The sequence below is a fragment of the Streptomyces sp. NPDC001339 genome (assembly GCF_042895955.1).
Classification (GTDB): domain Bacteria; phylum Actinomycetota; class Actinomycetes; order Streptomycetales; family Streptomycetaceae; genus Streptomyces.
In genome coordinates this window covers 99,627-118,357 of record NZ_JBIAWT010000004.1, presented here as the reverse complement: position 1 = coordinate 118,357, position 18,731 = coordinate 99,627, and the positions used below count along the sequence as shown (strand labels likewise).

Sequence of the window (18,731 nt, the reverse complement as noted above, 5' to 3'; positions counted from 1 at the left end):
CCCGCCGTGCCCCGGGCTTGCCAGGACGGGGCGGATGTGGGGGAGGATGGCAGGGACCATACGAAGGGAATTCCACGGTGAGCATCGACCCGTCCTCGATTCCGAATTTCGGGGGCCAGCCCGAACCCGAGCCGTCGGGGCCCGAGGGCCCCGTCCTGCCCGACCAGGACCTGGTCAAGCAGCTCCTCGACCAGATGGAGCTGAAGTACGTAGTCGACGAGGAGGGTGACCTCGCCGCCCCGTGGGAGAAGTTCCGCACGTACTTCATGTTCCGCGGCGAGGAGGAGCAGCAGATCTTCTCCGTCCGCACGTTCTACGACCGCGCCCACGGCATCGACGACAAGCCGAAGCTGCTGGAGGCGATCGACGACTGGAACCGCCGGACGCTGTGGCCCAAGGCCTACACCCACACCCATGACGACGGTACGGTCCGTCTGATCGGTGAGGCATCGATGCTGATCGGCACCGGTGTCGCGCTCGAGCACTTTGTGTCGAGCACGGTCAGCTGGGTCCGCGCCTCGATCGAATTCGACAACTGGATCGTCGAGCAGCTCGGTCTGGAGGCCGAGATCGACGGCGACTCCGACGAGAAGCCGGGTGACGACGAGGCCTGAGGCCGGTCGTCCCACACCCACTCGGCTGCGCGGGCCCCTGGAGCGATGGCTCCGTGGGCCCGCGTTCTCATGCCTGCGCCTGCGGTCTCATGACCTGGGCCCGCGTTCTCATGCCCGGTGCGGGGAACGCCCGGCGCGGAAGCGCTGCCCGGCCGCCGTCATACCGTCACGCCGACAGCGCCTTCAGCCGTCCCGCCGCCTCCGCCAGTACCTCCACGCTCTTGCAGAAGGCGAAGCGCACGAAGGGCGCGCCCTGCTCCTTGTGGTCGTAGAACACGGCGTTGGGGATGGCGACGACGCCGGCGCGCTCGGGCAGAGCGCGGCAGAAGGCGAAGCCGTCGCTCTCCCCGAGGGGGCGGATGTCGGTGGTGATGAAGTACGTGCCGGAAGGGCGGAAGACCTTCAGGCCGGCGTCGGCCAGGCCGTCGGCCAGGACGTCGCGCTTGGTGCGCAGATCGTCACGGAGGCCGGTGTAGTAGGCGTCGGGGAGCGCGAGCGCCTCGGCGACGGCGTACTGGAAGGGCCCGGCGGAGACGTAGGTGAGGAACTGCTTGGCCGAGCGGACCGCGCCGACCAGTTCGGCCGGCCCGGTGACCCAGCCGACCTTCCAGCCGGTGAAGGAGAACGTCTTGCCCGCCGAGCTGATGGTGACGGTGCGCTCGCGCATCCCCGGGAAGGACGCGAGGGGCAGGTGCTCGCCCTCGAAGACCAGGTGTTCGTAGACCTCGTCCGTGACGACGAGGAGGTTGCGCTCCACCGCCAGTTCGGCGACGGCCGTCAGCTCGTCGCGGCTGAGGACGGTGCCGGTGGGGTTGTGCGGGGTGTTGAGGAGGATCAGCCGGGTGTCGTCGGTGACCGCGTCGCGCAGTTCGTCGAGGTCGAGGCGGTAGCTGCCGGACTCCGGCTGGGCGCGCAGGGTCACCGGGACGCGGCGGCCGCCCGCCATCGCGATGGTCGCGGCGTACGAGTCGTAGTACGGCTCCAGCGCGATGACCTCGTCGCCCGGCTCCAGCAGCGCCAGCATCGAGGCGGCGATGGCTTCGGTGGCGCCCGCGGTGACCAGGACCTCGCTGTCGGGGTCGTACGAGAGGCCGAGGTGGCCGTAGTGGCGCTCCTGGTGGGCGGCGACGGCGGTGCGGAGTTCGGGGACGCCCGGGCCGGGCGGGTACTGGTTGCCGCGGCCGTCGCGCAGTGCGCGCACCGCTGCCTCCCTCACCTCCTCGGGACCGTCGGCGTCGGGGAAGCCCTGGCCGAGGTTGATGGAGCCGGTGCGTACGGCGAGTGCCGACATTTCGGCGAAGATCGTGGTGCCGAATTCGGCGAGGCGGCGATTGAGCAGCGGTCGGTCCATACCTGTCATCCTCCGCCGAACCTCTGGAGTTCCTCAACTGTGCTTTGAGACTCGGGAGGCTCGGGCATCAGCCCCGAACACAGGACGGAGCCGCCCGCCGGACGAGGCGTCAGCGGCGCCGGACGGGGCGGTGCCTCGCTTCGGGGGATGCTTCGGGGGACGAGAAGGAGTGTGGGGCAGATGTGGATTGTGTGGTTCCTGGTGATCTACGGGGGTGTGCTCGGGCTGGTGGCCCTGGTCTCGCGTCGCGGCTCCGGCAAGGCCGGCAAGGCCGGCAAGGCCGGCAAGGTCGGCAAGACCGGCAAGACCAGCAAGACCGGCAAGAGCCGTCGACGGGGCGGGAGCAGCTACGGCAGTTCTGATTCCGGTTCTGGTGGCGGCAGTTGGTGGGTCGGCGGCGGTGACTCCGGTTCGAGCGGCGGTCACCACGGCGGCCATCACGGCGGCCACTCGTGCGGCGGCGGTCACTCGTGCGGCGGTGGCGGCGGGTGCGGCGGTGGCGGTGGCGGCGGGGGCTGCGGCGGGGGTAGCTGACCAAGGTTGCGGCGGGGGTGGCCGACCGGGGCCGGAGCCGGTGCGGAACCCGTCCGCGAACCCGTCCGCGAACCCGCTCGTGACCCCCTCAACTGCACACATGCGGTTGGCTCTTGCCGCTCCGCATATGCGCCCGGCGGGCTTGGTGGAAACGCCAACAGCCGCCGGGCGTAAGGTTGTTGAACAGATGAGCTGCATGGCCCTCTAGCGGATGGAAACCCGGAGAAGTTGGGTAAAAACGCTATGAGCGGGCGGGCTTTCATGATTCCCTCTTAACAGAGAATTCCCCACATTCTCCGATCCCACGTGGGCACGAGCCGGCAGGCAGACGAACATTCCTGATCCTTTACGGGCGGGCCGGCCCACCATTCCACTGCGTGCTTGCGGAGCCGACCCATGCTCACCACTCTGAAGACGGCGTACACCGATACCCGTGCATCCGATCTGGCCTGGGCGCTGGGCAGGGAACCCCTGCCGGCCCTCGCCGTGCTCGATCTCCAACTCCACGGCGCACAAGTGCAGTTGAGGCTGCTCGGCGCCTCCCACCAGGTGCTCCTCGAGGAGGAGCACGGCACGTGTTCCGAGACGGTCGCCTGTATGCCGGGCAGCAGCACCCCGCTGCCGCTCGGCGTGGCGAAACGGCTGGGTGACTGGGAGTACGAGTTCGCCGCGCATGTCGAGACCTTGTCGCGCGGCTCGTTCGCGGGCCGCGCCCAGGAGCTGCTGGCCCTGGTCGCCGAGCATCCGTACGGCCTGGCCGGTACCTTCCCCGGCTCGCCGCACGCGTTCACCGCGATGCTGGCCCAGCGCCGGCAGGGGCAGGTGCGTTGGCGAACCTGGCATGCGTATCCGCAGGAGGGTCGCCTGGTGGCCACCCGTACGCGGGTGGGCGTACGCGCGGCGGTCGCGGCCGTCTAGTAGGTAACCGGCCGGAATGCCGGACCGGTTGGTGGTGTCCGTTGATGGTTGATGGTGCCGGTTGGTGGTGCCCGTTGGCGGTTGGTGGTGCCCGTTGGTGTGTCGATCGGTGGTGCCGGCCGGAAGGAGGGGCGCGAGGATGTGGGGTGTGGCGGGCGCGAGGAGTGCGCGCCTGGGGTGTGGATGGGTGCGGGGGCGTGCGTGCGCCGGTGAACGCGCCGGTCGCTCGGCGCGGCCGTCACCACCGCCCCCTTGCGCCTCGACATCCCTCCAACTGACGCGTGTAGCCCGGAGAGAGCACTCGTGTGGGTGACGTAACGGAACGGAAGCGTCACGTAGCGTTCCTTTGCATGATCGATCCGCCAGAGTCCGCTCTCGCCGGAGCCCTCGGGCCGCCGGAGGCCAGAACACCGGCGCGGCTGCCCGTACCGGCCGGGCTCGGCCGGCTGCTGGTCCTCACCGTGGTCTTCATCTGCGCCGCCTGCGGCCTGGTGTACGAGCTGGAGCTGGTCGCGCTGGCCACGTACCTGGCCGGTGACTCGGTCACCCAGTCGTCCGTCGTGCTGTCCGTCATGATCTTCGCGATGGGCGTCGGCGCGCTGCTCGCCAAACGGCTGCGCTGCCGGGCGGTGGTCGGCTTCGGCGCGGTCGAGGCCGGCCTCGCGCTGGTCGGCGGCTGCTCCGCGATGGCGCTCTACGCCTGCTTCGCCTGGTTCGGCCAGACCCGCGCCGCGCTCGTCGGCTTCTCGCTGACCATCGGCACGCTGATCGGCGCCGAGGTGCCGTTGCTGATGACACTGATCCAGCGGGTCCGCCGGCAGGACGCGGGGTGTGCGGTCGCCGACCTCTTCGCCGCCGACTACGTCGGCGCGCTCGTCGGCGGTCTGGCCTTCCCCTTCCTCCTCCTTCCCGCCCTCGGCCAGCTGACCGGCGCGCTGGTCACCGGCGCGGTCAACGCGACCGCCGGCGGCGCCCTGGTGCTCTGGCTCTTCCGCCGCGACCTGACCGTCCGCACCCACCGCCGCCTCCTCATCGTCAACGTCCTGGTCCTCGTCCTGCTGGCCCTGGGTGTCCTGCTGGCCACGCCGTTCGAACGGGCCGCCCGGCGCGCGGTGTACGGCTCGTCCGCGCGGGTCGCGGTGCAGACCGGCATCCAGGAAGTGGTGATGACCGGCGGTGTGGATGCCGGAACCGGTGCGGGACATGGGAGGAAAGGTTCCGGCCGGCCGCTGGAGCTCTACCTGGACGGCCGACTGAGGGTCAGCGCGGACACCGAATCCCGCTACCACGAGGCGCTGGTGCACCCGGCGATGGCCGACGGCCCGCGCGCCCGCGTGCTGGTCCTCGGCGGCGGCGACGGCCTCGCCGTACGCGAGGTCCTCCGCCACCCCGCCGTCCGCTCGGTCACGGTCGTCGAACTCGACCCCGGTGTCGTGCAGTTGGCGCGCACCGACCCCGGCCTCTCCCGCCTCAACCGCCACTCGCTCGGCGATCCGCGGGTACGGGTGACCACCGCCGACGCCTTCGACTGGCTGCGGCAGCAGGCCGGCCGGGGCCGGCCCCCGGCCCGCTACGACGTCATCGTCTGCGACCTCCCCGGCCCGGGCCTGACCGCCAGCACCAAGCTCTACTCACACGAGTTCTACGGCCTGGCGGCGCGGCTGCTGGCCGACGGCGGGCGGCTGGTGGTCGACGCCCAATCACCGGCCGCGCGGACGTACTGGACGGTGGACGCGACGGTGCGATCGGCCGGCCTGACGACCGTCCCCTACCGGCTGCCGGGCCACTGGGGTTTCGTCCTGGCCGCCCGGCAGCCCCCGCGCTTCGGGCTGGCACCCGACACGCCCCCGCTGACCGGCCTCACCGCCGACGAACTCCAGGCCGGCCGCCGCGAAGCGGCCCGCACCCGGATGCCGGGACTGCCGGTGTCGACCCTCATGCATCCGCGCTATCAGGACTAGCAGGACTAGCAGGACTAGGGCGCTGTCAGAGCCTGTCGCGGAGAGACCGGCCCTGGTCCCCGCCCCGGTGCACGGGGCGCTCCCGACCCGCCCGCAGAAAGTCGTGCGTGCACTGTCACGGCTCCGGGGGCGGCTGGGTAGGCTCCCATGCCATGGAGCATGAGGTGTACGTTCCGTTCCCCGTCGGGACCGTGCGGCAGGCGCTCGCCGAGCCGGAACGGGTGGCGCGCTGTGTCCCGGGAGTCCAGCTCGACGCCGACGCGGCCCCGCACTGCCCCGAGGGCCGGCTGCGGCTGCGTATCGGAAGCTCCACCATCACCTACCGCGGCTCGCTGACCGTCAGCGACGCCACGGACTCCGAGGTGACCGTCGAGGCGAAGGGCATCGAGGCGCGCGGCGACGGGTCGGTCGCGCTGACCCTGACCGTCCGCCTCTCCCCGGCCACCGCGCCCGGCCCCGGTACGGCCCTGGTGTGCGCCGGCACGGTCCACAGTGACGGCCGGCTCGCCGAGGCCCCGCACCAGTCCGCCGAGACCGCGGGCCGCCGACTGCTCGACCGCTTCGCGGAGAACCTGGCGGACGACCTGCGTGCGCAGCCGCCGACCACGGGGTCCACCGGCTCGACCGAGCCGACCGAGCCGATCGACCTGACTGCGCCGACCGAGCCGACCGAGCCGACCGAGCCTGCGGTCTTCGGCACCGACGTCCCGTCGCCGTCCCTGGATCCGCTCAGTGACGAGGACGCGTACGGGGCCGCTGCCTACGGGGGCGACGCGGACGGTGACGCCCCCGCGGAGGCGGCCCACGCCCGGCGCACGATGATCGGCCGCAGTGCGGAGGAGGTCGACCACGCCCCGCCCCGGGGACGCTACGCACCGGTCCCGGCCCCCCAGACGGCCTCCACCTCCGCCGCCCTCCGCTGGGCGGCGCCGGCGGCGGCGGTGGTCCTGGCGTCAGCGGTGGTCGTGGGGCGCGTTCTCCGCCGCCGCCGTTGAGCCCGGCGAGCCGGTGGCCGGTCAGTGAGCCGGCGGCCGGCGGCTGCCCGGTGAGCCGGTGGCCAGCGGCTAGTGTCATGGCGTGAGCACCGACAGTTCCGACAGAGACACGCACGCGGCCACCACCGACACACAAGCGGCCACCACCGACACACAAGCGGCCACCGCCATCCGGCTCGCCGCAGGCCCGGCCGAGCTGACCGTCGAGCCGGAGAACGGCTGCCGGATCGGCAGCCTCCGGATCGGCGGCACGGAAGTCCTCCGGCAGGGCGAGCGGTACGGCTGTTTCCCGATGGTCCCGTGGTGCGGCCGGATCGAGCACGGTCGGTTCCGCAACGGCGGGACAGTGCACCGGATGCCCGTCAACGCACCGCCGCACGCCATCCACGGCACCGGCCGTGACCTCCACTGGCGCACGGCACGTTCCGGTCCCAGGGAGGCGGTGTTCACCTATGAGCTCGCCGATCCGGCGGCCCCGTGGCCGTATCCGGGGCGGGTCACCCAGCTCGTCGAGCTGGCCGAGGACGGCGGGTCGCTCACCCTCACGATGGGCGTGGAGACGGTCGCCGACTCGTTCCCGGCGCAGGCCGGCTGGCACCCCTGGTTCCTGCGGAACCTCGGCGAGGGCGGTGCGGACGCACGGGAGAGCGGCGCGGACGTACGGGAGGGCGGTGCGGACGAGCGGCAGGGCGGTGCGGACGTACGGATCGACTTCGTGCCGGAGTGGCAGGAGGAGCGGGGCGACGACCACCTTCCGACGGGCCGGCGGATCACGCCGAAGCCCGGTCCGTGGGACGACTGCTTCGGTATGCCGCACGGGGTGGATGTCACCCTCACCTGGCCGGGCCGGCTGGAGCTGAGGGTCACCAGCCGCGCCGAGTGGGTCGTGATCTACGACGAGCAGGAGGCCGCCGTCTGTGTCGAGCCGCAGTCCGGCCCGCCGAACGGGCTCAACACCCTGCCGCGTCTGGTCACCCCTATCGACCCCCTGGAGATCTCCACCACCTGGAGCTGGCGGAGCCTTGCGTAGCAGCGCATAAGCTCAGGGGCATGAGTGACGACTTGCGCGACGATCTGCTGCAGCAGATCAAGGACAAGGCCGTGGTGCACGGCAAGGTGACGCTTTCCTCCGGCAAGGAGGCCGACTACTACATCGACCTGCGCCGGATCACCCTGGACGGCGAGGCCGCGCCGCTGGTCGGGCAGCTGATGCTGGACATCACCGCCGACCTGGACTACGACGCGGTGGGCGGCCTGACGCTGGGCGCCGACCCGGTCGCGACCTCGATGCTGCATGCTTCCGCCGCGCGCGGCGGGCGGCTGGACGCCTTCGTCGTCCGCAAGGCGCAGAAGACGCACGGTATGCAGCGCCGTATCGAGGGCGCGGACATCAAGGGCCGCCGGGTGCTGGTCGTCGAGGACACCTCCACCACCGGTGGCTCGCCGCTGACCGCCGTCGAGGCGGCGCGTGAGGCGGGTGCCGAGGTCGTCGCGGTCGCGACCATCGTCGACCGGGGCGCCGCCTCGGCGATCGCCGAAGCCGGTCTGCCCTATATCACGGGCTACCAGCTCGAGGACCTCGGCCTGGCCTGAGCCGTGCCCGGAGGTCGTGGCGGTCCGTACGGGACGCTCTGACCTGCACCTTCGCCGAGGGGTGGCTGGTTTCACGTGAAACAGCCGCCCCTCGGCGCGGTAGGGCGTACGGGCGATGTGGAGCTGGCGGCCGAGTCTGGGAAGATGGGCCCGGCGAAGTCCTCGCCCCCTGGTCAGGGCCAAGAACGCACACCCCGCACACACAAGGAGCGGACAGATGCCCATCGCAACCCCCGACGTCTACAACGAGATGCTGGACCGGGCGAAGGCAGGCAAGTTCGCCTACCCGGCCATCAACGTCACGTCGACGCAGACGCTGCACGCCGCGCTGCGGGGCTTCGCCGAGGCCGAGAGCGACGGCATCATCCAGATCTCCACCGGTGGTGCGGAGTTCCTGGGCGGCCAGTACAACAAGGACATGGTGACCGGCGCGGTCGCGCTCGCCGAGTTCGCGCACGTCGTCGCCGCGAAGTACGACATCACCGTCGCGCTGCACACCGACCACTGCCCCAAGGACAAGCTCGACGGCTACGTCCGCCCGCTGCTCGACGTCTCCGCCGAGCGCGTGGCCAAGGGCCAGAACCCGCTCTTCCAGTCCCACATGTGGGACGGCTCCGCCGAGACTCTCGCCGACAACCTCGCCATCGGCCAGGAGCTCCTCGAGAAGGCCCGTGCCGCCAAGATCATCCTTGAGGTCGAGATCACCCCGACCGGCGGCGAGGAGGACGGCGTCACCCACGAGATCAACGACGAGCTCTACACCACGGTGGACGACGCGCTGCGCACCGCCGAGGCGCTGGGCCTGGGCGAGAAGGGCCGCTACCTGCTCGCCGCCTCCTTCGGCAACGTCCACGGCGTCTACAAGCCGGGCAATGTCGTGCTCCGTCCCGAGCTGCTGAAGGACCTCCAGGAGGGCGTCGGCGCCAAGTACGGCAAGGCCGCCCCGTTCGACTTCGTCTTCCACGGCGGCTCCGGTTCCACCGAGCAGGAGATCGCCACCGCGCTGGAGAACGGCGTGGTCAAGATGAACCTGGACACCGACACCCAGTACGCCTTCACCCGCCCGGTCGCGGACCACATGTTCCGCAACTACGACGGTGTCCTGAAGGTCGACGGCGAGGTCGGCAACAAGAAGACCTACGACCCGCGCAGCTGGGGCAAGCTGGCCGAGGCCGGTATGGCCAAGCGGGTCACGGAGGCCTGCGCCAACCTCCGCTCCACGGGCACCAGGATCAAGTAGTCCGCCCGTCCGCAGACCCTCGGTGGGGGTGTACGTAAGTGGTCCACTGCGTGTAGGTGGTCGCTTACGTACACCCCCACCGGCTTTTCGGAAGGAATACTTGCGGCATGCCCATTCACGAGAACCTCCTGGGGGGACCGCCCCCCACCCACCTCCCCGACGACCCGGAGCCGCGTGAGCTGCTCGCCGCCGGTACCGCGCCGTCCGATGTCGCCGCGAAGAACCCGACGTCCTCCCTGGCCTGGGCGCAGCTCGCGGACGACGCGTTCGCGCAGGGCCGGGTCGTCGAGTCGTACGCGTACGCCCGTACCGGCTACCACCGGGGCCTGGACTCGCTGCGCCGGGCCGGCTGGAAGGGGCACGGCCCCGTGCCGTGGGAGCACGAGCCCAACCGCGGCTTCCTGCGGGCGCTGCACGCCCTTGCCCGCGCCGCCCAGGCGATCGGGGAGCAGGAGGAGTACGACCGCTGCACGACCTTCCTGCGCGACTCCTCGCCGACTGCGGCGGACACCCTGTCCTGAGCTCTTGAGTGAGGGGGTGGCCTCCTGAGCTAGGGGGACGGCCTCTCCTGAGTGAGCGGGCGGCTCGTGCCCGGATGCGGGATCTGGCCCGCCTGGCCCACCGGTCGGGCGGGCCTTGCCTTGTTCGGGGACCATTGCGGAAGATGCCGGTTGGGGACCGGGGCCCCCGTGCCGGCATGGCAGGGGCGGACCGCTACCCGGAGTACGTTTCGAGGAGACAGCGATGTCCCACGAGGTAACCGGCGGGGCTCACGACCCTGAGACCCCGAACCTCGACTTCGCGGGTACGACCCCGTACGAGGACTATGTCCAGGCCGAGGTCCTCACCCACCTCCAGCACCCGCTCTCCGACGATCCCGGAGAGATGGTCTTCCTGGTCACGACGCAGGTGATGGAGCTGTGGTTCACGGTCATCGTCCATGAGTGGCGTACCGCCGCGGAGGCGCTGCGCCGCGACGACCTGACGGTGGCGATGGCGGCGCTGCAGCGCTCCACATACGAGCTGGAGGCGCTGAACGCGGCCTGGAAGCCGCTCGCCAGGCTGACTCCGGCGCAGTTCAACGCGTACCGCAGCGCGCTCGGCGAGGGCTCCGGGTTCCAGTCCGCGATGTACCGGCGGCTGGAGTTCCTGCTCGGTGAGAAGTCCTCGTCGATGCTGGTGCCGCACCGCGGTGCCCCCCGGGAGCACGCCGAGTTGGAGAAGGCCCTCCAGGAGCCGAGCCTGTGGGACGAGGTGCTGCGCCTGCTTGCGCGGCGCGGCTACGCCGTCCCCGAGGAGGTCCTCCGGCGGGACCCGGCGCTGCGTTACGAGCCGCATCCGGCGGTGGAGGAGGTCTGGGCCGAGATCTACGCCGGCGGGCAGGAGTCCGGTGGGCAGGAGCCTGGCGGGCAGGAGTCCGAACTGGTCCGGCTGGGCGAGGCGCTGACCGACGTCGCCGAGCTGGTGTGGCGCTGGCGGAACGACCATCTGGTCGCGACCCGGCGGGCCATGGGGGCGAAAATGGGAACGGGTGGTTCTGCTGGTGTGGCCTGGCTGGAGAAGCGGGCCCGCAAGAACGTTTTTCCCGAGCTGTGGACGGCGCGCAGCCATGTCTGACATGCCTGAGAACCGGAGGTTTTCCGGTCCGAGCGAGGGTGCCGCGCGTGAGGGCGCCCTGGGTGAGGGCGCCCTGGGTGAGGGGCGTGAACTGGCGGCGCGCGCACGGCAGTTGGACGCCGAGGACGCGCTGGCTCCGCTCCGGGACCGCTTCGTCCTCGACGACACGGTCTACCTCGACGGCAATTCGCTGGGTGCGCTGCCCCGCGCGGTCCCCGGCCGGATAGCCGACGTGATCGCCCGGGAGTGGGGCGAGCTGCGGATCCGCTCCTGGACCGAATCCGGCTGGTGGACCGCGCCCGAGCGGATCGGCGACAAGATCGCCCCGCTGATCGGGGCGGCCCCCGGCCGGGTGGTGGTCGGCGATTCGACCAGCGTCAACATCTTCAAGGCCGTGGTCGGCGGCGTACGGATGGCGGGCAAGGGCTGCACGGAGATCCTGGTCGACGCCACGACCTTCCCCACCGACGGCTATATCGCCCGCTCGGCGGCCCGGATGACCGGCCTGGCGGTGCGGCCGGTGGAGCCGGCCGGGATCGCCGAGGAGGTCACCGAGCGCACCGCGCTGGCGCTGGTCAACCACGTCGACTACCGCACCGGCGAGCTCAACGACCTGCCCGGTATCACCACGGCGCTGCACTCCGCGGGGGCGCTCGCCGTCTGGGACCTGTGCCACAGCGCGGGCGCGCTGCCGGTCGGCCTCGACGCGCACCAGGTCGACCTCGCCGTCGGGTGCACGTACAAGTACCTCAACGGCGGCCCGGGGGCGCCCGCGTACCTGTACGTCCGCGAGAGCCTCCAGGAGCGGTTCGAATCGCCGCTGCCCGGCTGGAACTCGCACACCGACCCGTTCGCGATGGACCCCGCCTACGCCCCCGCGGGCGGCATCCTGCGCGGCCGCGTCGGCACCCCGGACATCCTGTCGCTGCTCGCGCTGGAAGCGGCGCTGGAGGCCTGGGACGGGGTCGCCGTCGAGGACGTGCGCGCCAAGAGCCTGGCCCTGACCGACTTCTTCCTGGAGTGCGTGGGCGCGTACGTACCGTCCGGGCGGGTCCGGCCGCTCACGCCGCTGGACCACCGGCGGCGGGGCAGCCAGGTGTCGCTGGTGTGCTCCGGAGCGGGTGAGGTGATGGACGAGCTGATCCGGCGCGGGGTGGTCGGCGACTTCCGCCACCCGGACGTGCTGCGCTTCGGCTTCACGCCGCTCTACACCTCCTTCGCGGACGCCGAGCGGGCGGCGTGGGTGCTCGGTGAGGTGCTGGGCGCGCTGCCCGGGGGCGACCCGCCGGAAACGTCGGGGGCCGGATGACGAACGCCGCGGACGAGGAGGCGGTGCTGCTGGGGCTCCCCCCTGTGGCGCCGGCCCGCACGGTGGCGTACGGGCCGCATCCGGATCAGATCGTCGATCTGTACGGGCCGGATGGGTCGTACGGGCCGTACGGGCCGGATGGGCCGTCGACGGGTACGCGTAGGGGCGCGGGCACGGGTACGGGCGCGGCTACGGGTACGGGTACGGGTACGGGCGCGGCGCTGACCGGCCCGCTGATCGTGCTCGTGCACGGCGGCTTCTGGCGGGCGGCCTACGACCGCCGGCACCTGTCGCCGCTCGCCGCCCTGCTGGCCGGGCGGGGCCTGCCGGTGGCGCTCGCCGAGTACCGCAGGGTCGGTGCGGGCGGTGGCGCCCCGCAGACCTTCGAGGATGTGGCGGCGGCGATCGGGACGGCGGTGCGCGAGGCTCCGCACGCCGCGGGCTCCGCGGGCTCCGGGGGCTCCGGCCCGGCCCCGGTCCTGGTCGGCCACTCGGCGGGCGGCCAGCTCGCGCTGCTCGCCGCGGCCCGCCCCGGCACCCCGGTGACCCGGGTGATCGCCGTCGCGCCGGTCGCCGACCTGACCCGGGCCCATGAACTGGGCCTGGGCGCGGGCGCGGTCGCCGACCTCCTGGGCGACGGCCCCGGCCTGCCGGAACGCCTCGCCGCGGCCGACCCGGCCCGCCACCCGCCCCCCGTCGGCATCCCCGTCACGATCCTGCACGGCACCGACGACCCCGATGTCCCGCTCGACATCTCCCGCCGCTACGCCGCCGCGCACCCCGCCACGACGGAGCTCCGGGAGCTGCCCGGTGTGGGGCATTTCGCACCCATCACCCCCGGCACGGCCAGCTGCGATGCGCTGGCCGCCCTGCTGTGCCCGGTACGGGATACCCCCGAGTAGTACTGGTCCCGGTACGGAATCCCCCAGCTCCCGTACGGGATACCCCCGAGTAGTACTTGAGACGGACCCCCGCAGATCCTCATTGGAGGGGACGCCGGCGGTCCGGTCTCTGCTTACCGTTGACAGCGTGAACCAGAAGACCCAGCCGCAGGGCAGCACCCTGCACTCGGAGGCGCGGATGGCCCACGGTGCGCTGTACCGACTGCGCCAGGACCTGTTCGTCGACGCCTTCGCCTTCCGCCCGATGCCGCCGCTGGAGGACGCCAAGGTGGCCCGCTGGGTGCCCTGGCTGCCGGAGCGGATACGGCACTGGGCGCGGTGGCTGCCGCACTTCCTGGTCGGCTTCTTCTCCGTGTGCGTCTTCCTGGCGTCCTTCACCACGGGCTACGGCATGGGGCCGGTGCGCGGCGTCCTGGTCGGCGGCTTCTCCCTGCTGGTCGCCGCCCCGCCGGCGCTCACCCTTTTCCGGCCGGTGGGCGCCTACTGGTTGTCGCTGGGGGCGTTCGTGGTGTCGGCCATGGCCGACGCGCTCTTCTCCGAGTACCCCAGTCCCTTCAGCGGCAGCACCTTCCTCACGCTGCTGGCCGTGATGACGCTGGTGGTGCTGCGCACCCGGCCCCGGCTGGCGGTGGAGATGTGGCTGGTCACCTTTGTGGTGGGGGCCGGGGCGATGGTGATCACCAGGCACGGCTCGGGCGAGCTGGCGCCGGTGATGGCCTTCAGCGGCATGGTGCTGATCTGTGCCGCCGCCATCCGCGCCTGGCGGGAGGAGCGTCAGCACGTCGTCGAGACCCAGACCGTCACCGCCGAGGAGCGTTCCCGGCGCACGCTCCTGGAGGAGCGCGCCACCATCGCCCGTGAGCTGCACGATGTGGTCGCCCACCACATGTCCGTCATCGCCATCCAGGCCGAGGCCGCCCCGTACCGGGTCAAGGACACCCCGCCCGAGCTCGCCACGTCGTTCGCGACGATCCGCGAGAACGCCGTCGCCGCGCTCACCGAGCTGCGCCGCATCCTCGGCGTGGTCCGTTCCGAGGACCCGGACGCGTTCGCCGACACCAACCCGGAGGCGCCGCAGCCGACACTCGCCAGCCTCGACTCGCTGCTGGACAGCGTCCGCGGGGCCGGACTGACCGTCGAGGCCGTGACCACCGGTTCCCCCCGTCCGCTGCCGCAGGGCGTCGAGCTCTCCGCGTACCGGATCGTCCAGGAGGCGCTGAGCAACGCCCTGCGGCACGCGCCCGGCGCCGACGCCCGGGTGGAGATCTCCTACGTGCTGGGCGGGCTCGGCCTGCGGATCGTCAACGGCGCGCCGAGCCGCCTGGCCAAGCCGTCCCCGGGCGCGGGGCACGGTGTGCTGGGGATGCGCGAGCGGGTGCAGATGCTGGGCGGCGAGATGACCGCCGACCACACCGAGGACGGCGGCTTCGAGGTCGCCGCGTTCATTCCCGTGTCGTCCGCGGCCGGGGAGACCACTACCGGGGGGAGCCGGCTGTGATCCGGGTACTGATCGTCGACGACCAGGTCATGGTCCGTGAAGGCTTCTCCGTCCTCCTCAACGCCATGCCGGACATCGAGGTCGTCGGCGAGGCCGTCGACGGCCGTCAGGCGGTGCAGAAGGTTGCGGTGCTCAAGCCCGATGTCGTCCTGATGGACATCCGGATGCCGGAGATGAACGGCCTGGAGGCGACCCGGGAGATCGTCGCGGCCGACGTGGACGCCAAGGTCCTGGTCCTGACCACCTTCGATCTCGACGAGTACGTGTACCAGGCGCTGCGTGCCGGGGCCAGCGGCTTCCTGCTCAAGGACGCCTCGGCGGGCCAGCTCGCCGAGGGCGTCCGGATCGTCGCCTCCGGGGAGGCGCTGCTCGCCCCCACCGTGACCAAGCGGCTGATCGTCGAGTTCTCCCGGCTGGGCACCCCCCGCGCGCCCGCCCAGGAGCGCATCGCCGACCTCACGGAACGCGAGACCGAGGTCCTGGTCCTGGTGGCCCAGGGGCTGTCGAACGGTGAGATCGCGGAGCATCTCGTCGTCGCCGAATCCACGGTGAAGACGCATGTCAGCCGCATCCTGGTGAAGCTGGGCCTGCGGGACCGGACCCAGGCGGCGGTCTTCGCCTACGAGGCGCGGCTGGTGACACCGGGCGGGTGAGGGGCGATGCGCGGGGGCTGTCCACAGGCTGTGGACGGAGGTCGTGGGCTGCGCGTGGGCGCGGTGGTTCGCAATGTTGTGAAGTTAAGGAACCGCGTAAAGGAACCACGTAAAGTTGAGTCGCGGGGCAGGGGACAGGACCGAGGCCCGTGATCACTGGGGGCGTGGCGGACATGAACGAGCAGCGACAGCACGGGCCCGGCGACGGCCACGGGCACGGTGACACCGCCGGCGGCCGGGACGACGCGACCGGCCCCGACGCAACCAGCCCCGAGGCGATCTCGACTTTCATCGAGCGCTTCGCCGCCCAGCTGGTCGAGGGCGGGATGGCCCGGATGCCGGCCCGTGTCTTCGCCTGCCTGCTCTCCTCCGATTCCGGCGTGCTGACCTCGGCCGAGCTGGGAGAGCGCCTCCGGATCAGCCCCGCCGCGGTCTCCGGCGCGGTCCGCTACCTCTCCCAGGTCGACATGGTCAGCCGGGAGCGCGAGCCCGGCTCCCGCCGCGACCGCTACCGCGTCCACAGCGACCAGTGGTACGAGGCCATGACCCGCCGCGAGGCCGTGCTGAGCCGCTGGGAGAGCACCCTGCGCGAGGGGGTGGAGGGTTTCGGCAAGGACTCCCCGGCCGGGCGCAGGCTCCACGAGACCGTGGTCTTCTTCGAGTTCCTCCAGAAGGAGCTGCCCGCACTGCTCGACCGCTGGCGCGACCACCGCGACGAACTGCGCGCCGGCTACGAGAACGCCGACGGCTGAGTGGGCTCCCGAACTCCCTGATCCCGGGGCAGCTGGAGCTGCCAGGCCCCCGGCTGCACGGTCCAGGTGCGGGTCCGGACCGGCCCGCCGACCACCGCGTCCGCCCGGTAGTGGAAGTCCGCGCCGGAGACCGTGACCGCCCGCGCCCGGGCCCGTACCGGCCGCTCCTCGCCCGGCCAGTGCACCACGACCTCGGCCAGCCGCCCGTCGCGTCCGTCACACCCCTCGCGTCCCTCACACCCGTTACGCCCATCGCACCCGTTACGGCCATCACACCCGTCATGCCCGCCGTGCCCGTCCCGGCCGGCCCCGACCGGCATCACCGACACCCCGCGCACCGGCCGGTCCAGATCCGCCAGCACCACCCCGTCCGCCTCGATCCGCAGCCGTTGGTCCGTCACCCGCCCGCGCCGTCCGCCCCCGCCCTCGGCTCCGCTCTGGCGGGGGTACCCCCACCGCCCGGCCGCCGGCGCCAGCAGCGACAGCGCCGTACGGGCGGTCCGTGCGGCCGGCCGCCACCACGGCCGGTGCCCTCCGTCGAGCCTGGCCGCACCGGCCGAACCGGCCGCCGACCCGCCACGGCCACCCCGCCCGCCGAACAGATCCCCCGCGTCCCCCGCGCCTCCCGCATCCCCCGAGCCTCCCGGCCCTTCCGTGCCCTCCGGCCCCAGCTCATCCGCCGGTCCCGCCGCCCCGGGCACCACCGCACCGTTCCGCGGCCGCCGTCCCCCGCCCCGGTTGCTCCGGCCGCTCCCGCCGCTTCCGCCGCGTTCGTACCCGCCCTCACCGCCGCCACGGCCATCACTTCCGCACGGAATCCGCACCCCGCCCAGCACAATCCCGCCGCTGTCGTCCGCGAGCAGATCCATCGGCCGCGGCCCGCCGTCCAGCACGGTCCGCGCGGCGGTCACCGCGTCCGTCGGCACCCCCAGCGTCCGGCTCAGCGCCACCGACGCCGGTGCGCCCACCGGAACCACCGACACCGGCACCTCCGCCAGCTCCCGCTCCTTGTGCAGCAGGCCCACGACCCGCAGCAGCGCACGGTCGTCGCCGATCACCACCGGCCGCCGCTGCCCCCGCCGCGCCAGGATCCGCGCGAATTCCTCGGGCCCCTCCGGGAGGCAGATTTTCGCCCCCGCACCCGCACACAGAACATCCTTCGCAATCCGTACGGACTCGCCGTCCGTACTGCGGGCAAGCGGATCGATGACCACAAGCAGGGGGTACCCCGCAGCGGAGTCCACGGGGGAGCGCCCAGAAGGCTGCGCCGACACCTCGGTCCTTCCTCAGGTAGCATCTCGGTGCAAGAGCCCCTTGCGCTATTGCGCCAGGGGCTTCGTCTATTCCGGGGCACCGGTTCAACGGATCTTGGCGATGACGGACGCGTGGACACGCACGCCGACGCCATCCACGCACGTTGGACATGCCCCGCCCGGAAGGGGTGTACGCCTGTGCCCGCACTTGTGCTGCTCGGTGCTCAGTGGGGTGATGAGGGCAAGGGAAAGGCCACCGACCTGCTCGGTGGATCCGTGGACTACGTGGTGCGCTACCAGGGCGGCAACAACGCCGGCCACACGGTGGTCGTGGGCGACCAGAAGTACGCCCTCCACCTCCTCCCTTCCGGAATCCTCTCGCCGGGGTGCACCCCGGTCATCGGCAACGGCGTCGTCGTCGACCCCGCGGTCCTGCTCTCCGAGCTGAGCGGACTCAACGAACGCGGCGTCGACACGTCCAAGCTGCTGCTCAGCGGTAACGCGCACCTGATCACCTCGTACCACACAACGGTCGACAAGGTGACGGAACGCTTCCTGGGCAAGCGGAAGATCGGTACCACCGGCCGGGGCATCGGCCCGACCTACGCCGACAAGATCAACCGCGTCGGTATCCGCGTCCAGGACCTCTACGACGAGTCGATCCTCGCCCAGAAGGTCGAAGCGGCTCTCGACGTCAAGAACCAGCTGCTCACCAAGCTCTACAACCGCCGCGCCATCGAGGCCGGCCAGGTCATCGAGGAGCTGCTGGGCTACGCCGAGAAGATCAAGCCGTTCGTCGCCGACACGACCCTGATCCTCAACAACGCGCTCGACGACGACAAGGTCGTGCTCTTCGAGGGCGGGCAGGGCACCCTGCTCGACATCGACCACGGTACGTACCCCTTCGTCACCTCCTCGAACCCGACCGCCGGCGGTGCCTGCACCGGCACGGGCGTCGGCCCGACGAAGATCAGCCGCGTCATCGGCATCCTCAAGGCCTACACGACGCGCGTCGGCGCGGGCCCGTTCCCGACCGAGCTGTTCGACGCGGACGGCGAGGCGCTGCGCACCATCGGCGGCGAGCGCGGCGTCACCACCGGCCGTGACCGCCGCTGCGGCTGGTTCGACGCGGTCATCGCCCGCTACGCCACCCGCGTGAACGGCCTGACCGACTTCTTCCTCACCAAGCTCGACGTCCTCACCGGCTGGGAGCAGATCCCCGTCTGCGTCGCCTACGAGATCGACGGGCAGCGCGTCGAGGAGCTCCCGTACTCGCAGTCCGACTTCCACCACGCGAAGCCGGTCTACGAGATGCTGCCCGGCTGGTCCGAGGACATCACCCAGGCCAAGTCCTTCTCCGACCTGCCGAAGAACGCCCAGGCGTACGTCAAGGCACTGGAGGAGATGTCCGGCGCCCCGATCTCCGCGATCGGCGTCGGCCCCGGCCGCGACGAGACGATCGAGATCAACTCGTTCCTGTCATAGGGTCGTAGGTCCTAGTCGGATCGCCGGTCCTGTCGTAGGACCCGTGCCCCAGGGGC

At 71.8% G+C, this 18,731-nt stretch carries 18 protein-coding genes; 16 read left to right on the top strand and 2 right to left on the bottom strand.

Annotated features, from left to right (window positions below):
* Positions 1-77: 77 nt before the first annotated feature.
* Positions 78-614, top strand: a complete 537-nt coding sequence (locus ACFY12_RS12705; protein ID WP_390715798.1) for a YbjN domain-containing protein — start codon at positions 78-80, stop codon at positions 612-614.
* 166 nt (positions 615-780) lie between these two features.
* Here the strand turns inward: ACFY12_RS12705 and ACFY12_RS12700 are convergent, their stop codons facing one another.
* Positions 781-1,965, bottom strand: a complete 1,185-nt coding sequence (locus ACFY12_RS12700; RefSeq protein ID WP_390715797.1) for a pyridoxal phosphate-dependent aminotransferase — start codon at positions 1,963-1,965, stop codon at positions 781-783.
* Between the two features lie 180 nt (positions 1,966-2,145).
* Between ACFY12_RS12700 and ACFY12_RS12695 the strand changes: the two genes are divergently transcribed.
* From ACFY12_RS12695 to ACFY12_RS12630, 14 genes are all read left to right on the top strand, one after another.
* Positions 2,146-2,499, top strand: a complete 354-nt coding sequence (locus tag ACFY12_RS12695) for a hypothetical protein (protein ID WP_390715796.1) — start codon at positions 2,146-2,148, stop codon at positions 2,497-2,499.
* A 396-nt stretch (positions 2,500-2,895) separates the two neighbouring features.
* Positions 2,896-3,417 carry a DUF2617 family protein gene (locus ACFY12_RS12690; RefSeq protein WP_390715795.1) on the top strand — a complete coding sequence of 174 codons (522 nt, stop codon included), beginning with the start codon at positions 2,896-2,898 and terminating at the stop codon, positions 3,415-3,417.
* 350 nt (positions 3,418-3,767) lie between these two features.
* Positions 3,768-5,378, top strand: coding sequence for a polyamine aminopropyltransferase (locus ACFY12_RS12685; RefSeq protein ID WP_390715794.1), 1,611 nt, complete (start codon positions 3,768-3,770; stop codon positions 5,376-5,378).
* Positions 5,379-5,530: 152 nt separating this feature from the next.
* Positions 5,531-6,373, top strand: a complete 843-nt coding sequence (locus tag ACFY12_RS12680) for an SRPBCC domain-containing protein (protein ID WP_390715793.1) — start codon at positions 5,531-5,533, stop codon at positions 6,371-6,373.
* Positions 6,374-6,542: 169 nt separating this feature from the next.
* Positions 6,543-7,403 (top strand): aldose 1-epimerase, encoded by an 861-nt coding sequence (locus ACFY12_RS12675; RefSeq protein ID WP_390716258.1) that lies wholly within the window; start codon positions 6,543-6,545, stop codon positions 7,401-7,403.
* A 20-nt stretch (positions 7,404-7,423) separates the two neighbouring features.
* Positions 7,424-7,966: an orotate phosphoribosyltransferase gene (gene pyrE / locus ACFY12_RS12670; protein ID WP_390715792.1), complete on the top strand. Its 543-nt coding sequence runs from the start codon at positions 7,424-7,426 to the stop codon at positions 7,964-7,966.
* A gap of 217 nt (positions 7,967-8,183) precedes the next feature.
* Positions 8,184-9,206 (top strand): class II fructose-bisphosphate aldolase, encoded by a 1,023-nt coding sequence (gene fbaA, locus ACFY12_RS12665; protein ID WP_390715791.1) that lies wholly within the window; start codon positions 8,184-8,186, stop codon positions 9,204-9,206.
* A 107-nt stretch (positions 9,207-9,313) separates the two neighbouring features.
* Entirely contained in the window at positions 9,314-9,727 is a 414-nt protein-coding gene (locus ACFY12_RS12660; RefSeq protein ID WP_390715790.1) for a DUF3151 domain-containing protein, read from the top strand.
* Between the two features lie 223 nt (positions 9,728-9,950).
* Positions 9,951-10,823 carry a tryptophan 2,3-dioxygenase family protein gene (locus ACFY12_RS12655; RefSeq protein WP_390715789.1) on the top strand — a complete coding sequence of 291 codons (873 nt, stop codon included), beginning with the start codon at positions 9,951-9,953 and terminating at the stop codon, positions 10,821-10,823.
* Positions 10,816-12,132, top strand: a complete 1,317-nt coding sequence (gene kynU, locus ACFY12_RS12650) for a kynureninase (protein ID WP_390715788.1) — start codon at positions 10,816-10,818, stop codon at positions 12,130-12,132. The genes ACFY12_RS12655 and kynU overlap by 8 nt, the downstream gene beginning before the upstream one ends.
* Positions 12,129-13,034 (top strand): alpha/beta hydrolase family protein, encoded by a 906-nt coding sequence (locus ACFY12_RS12645; protein ID WP_390715787.1) that lies wholly within the window; start codon positions 12,129-12,131, stop codon positions 13,032-13,034. Before kynU ends, ACFY12_RS12645 begins: the two co-directional genes overlap by 4 nt.
* Positions 13,035-13,212: 178 nt before the next feature.
* Positions 13,213-14,532 (top strand): sensor histidine kinase, encoded by a 1,320-nt coding sequence (locus ACFY12_RS12640; RefSeq protein WP_390716257.1) that lies wholly within the window; start codon positions 13,213-13,215, stop codon positions 14,530-14,532.
* On the top strand, positions 14,529-15,185 hold the full coding sequence (locus ACFY12_RS12635; protein ID WP_390715786.1) for a response regulator: 657 nt from the start codon (positions 14,529-14,531) through the stop codon (positions 15,183-15,185). Before ACFY12_RS12640 ends, ACFY12_RS12635 begins: the two co-directional genes overlap by 4 nt.
* Before the next feature lie 173 nt (positions 15,186-15,358).
* Positions 15,359-15,937 (top strand): GbsR/MarR family transcriptional regulator, encoded by a 579-nt coding sequence (locus ACFY12_RS12630; protein WP_390715785.1) that lies wholly within the window; start codon positions 15,359-15,361, stop codon positions 15,935-15,937.
* On the opposite strand, the gene ACFY12_RS12625 is transcribed toward ACFY12_RS12630, so the two are convergent.
* Positions 15,916-17,151, bottom strand: coding sequence for a hypothetical protein (locus ACFY12_RS12625; protein WP_390715784.1), 1,236 nt, complete (start codon positions 17,149-17,151; stop codon positions 15,916-15,918). The two genes, ACFY12_RS12630 and ACFY12_RS12625, sit on opposite strands and share 22 nt — an antisense overlap.
* A gap of 237 nt (positions 17,152-17,388) precedes the next feature.
* Here ACFY12_RS12625 and ACFY12_RS12620 point away from each other — a divergent pair, with 237 nt between their 5' ends.
* The gene (locus tag ACFY12_RS12620; protein WP_390715783.1) at positions 17,389-18,675 is read left to right on the top strand and encodes an adenylosuccinate synthase; all 1,287 of its coding nucleotides are present in this window, start codon (positions 17,389-17,391) and stop codon (positions 18,673-18,675) included.
* Positions 18,676-18,731: the final 56 nt, after the last annotated feature.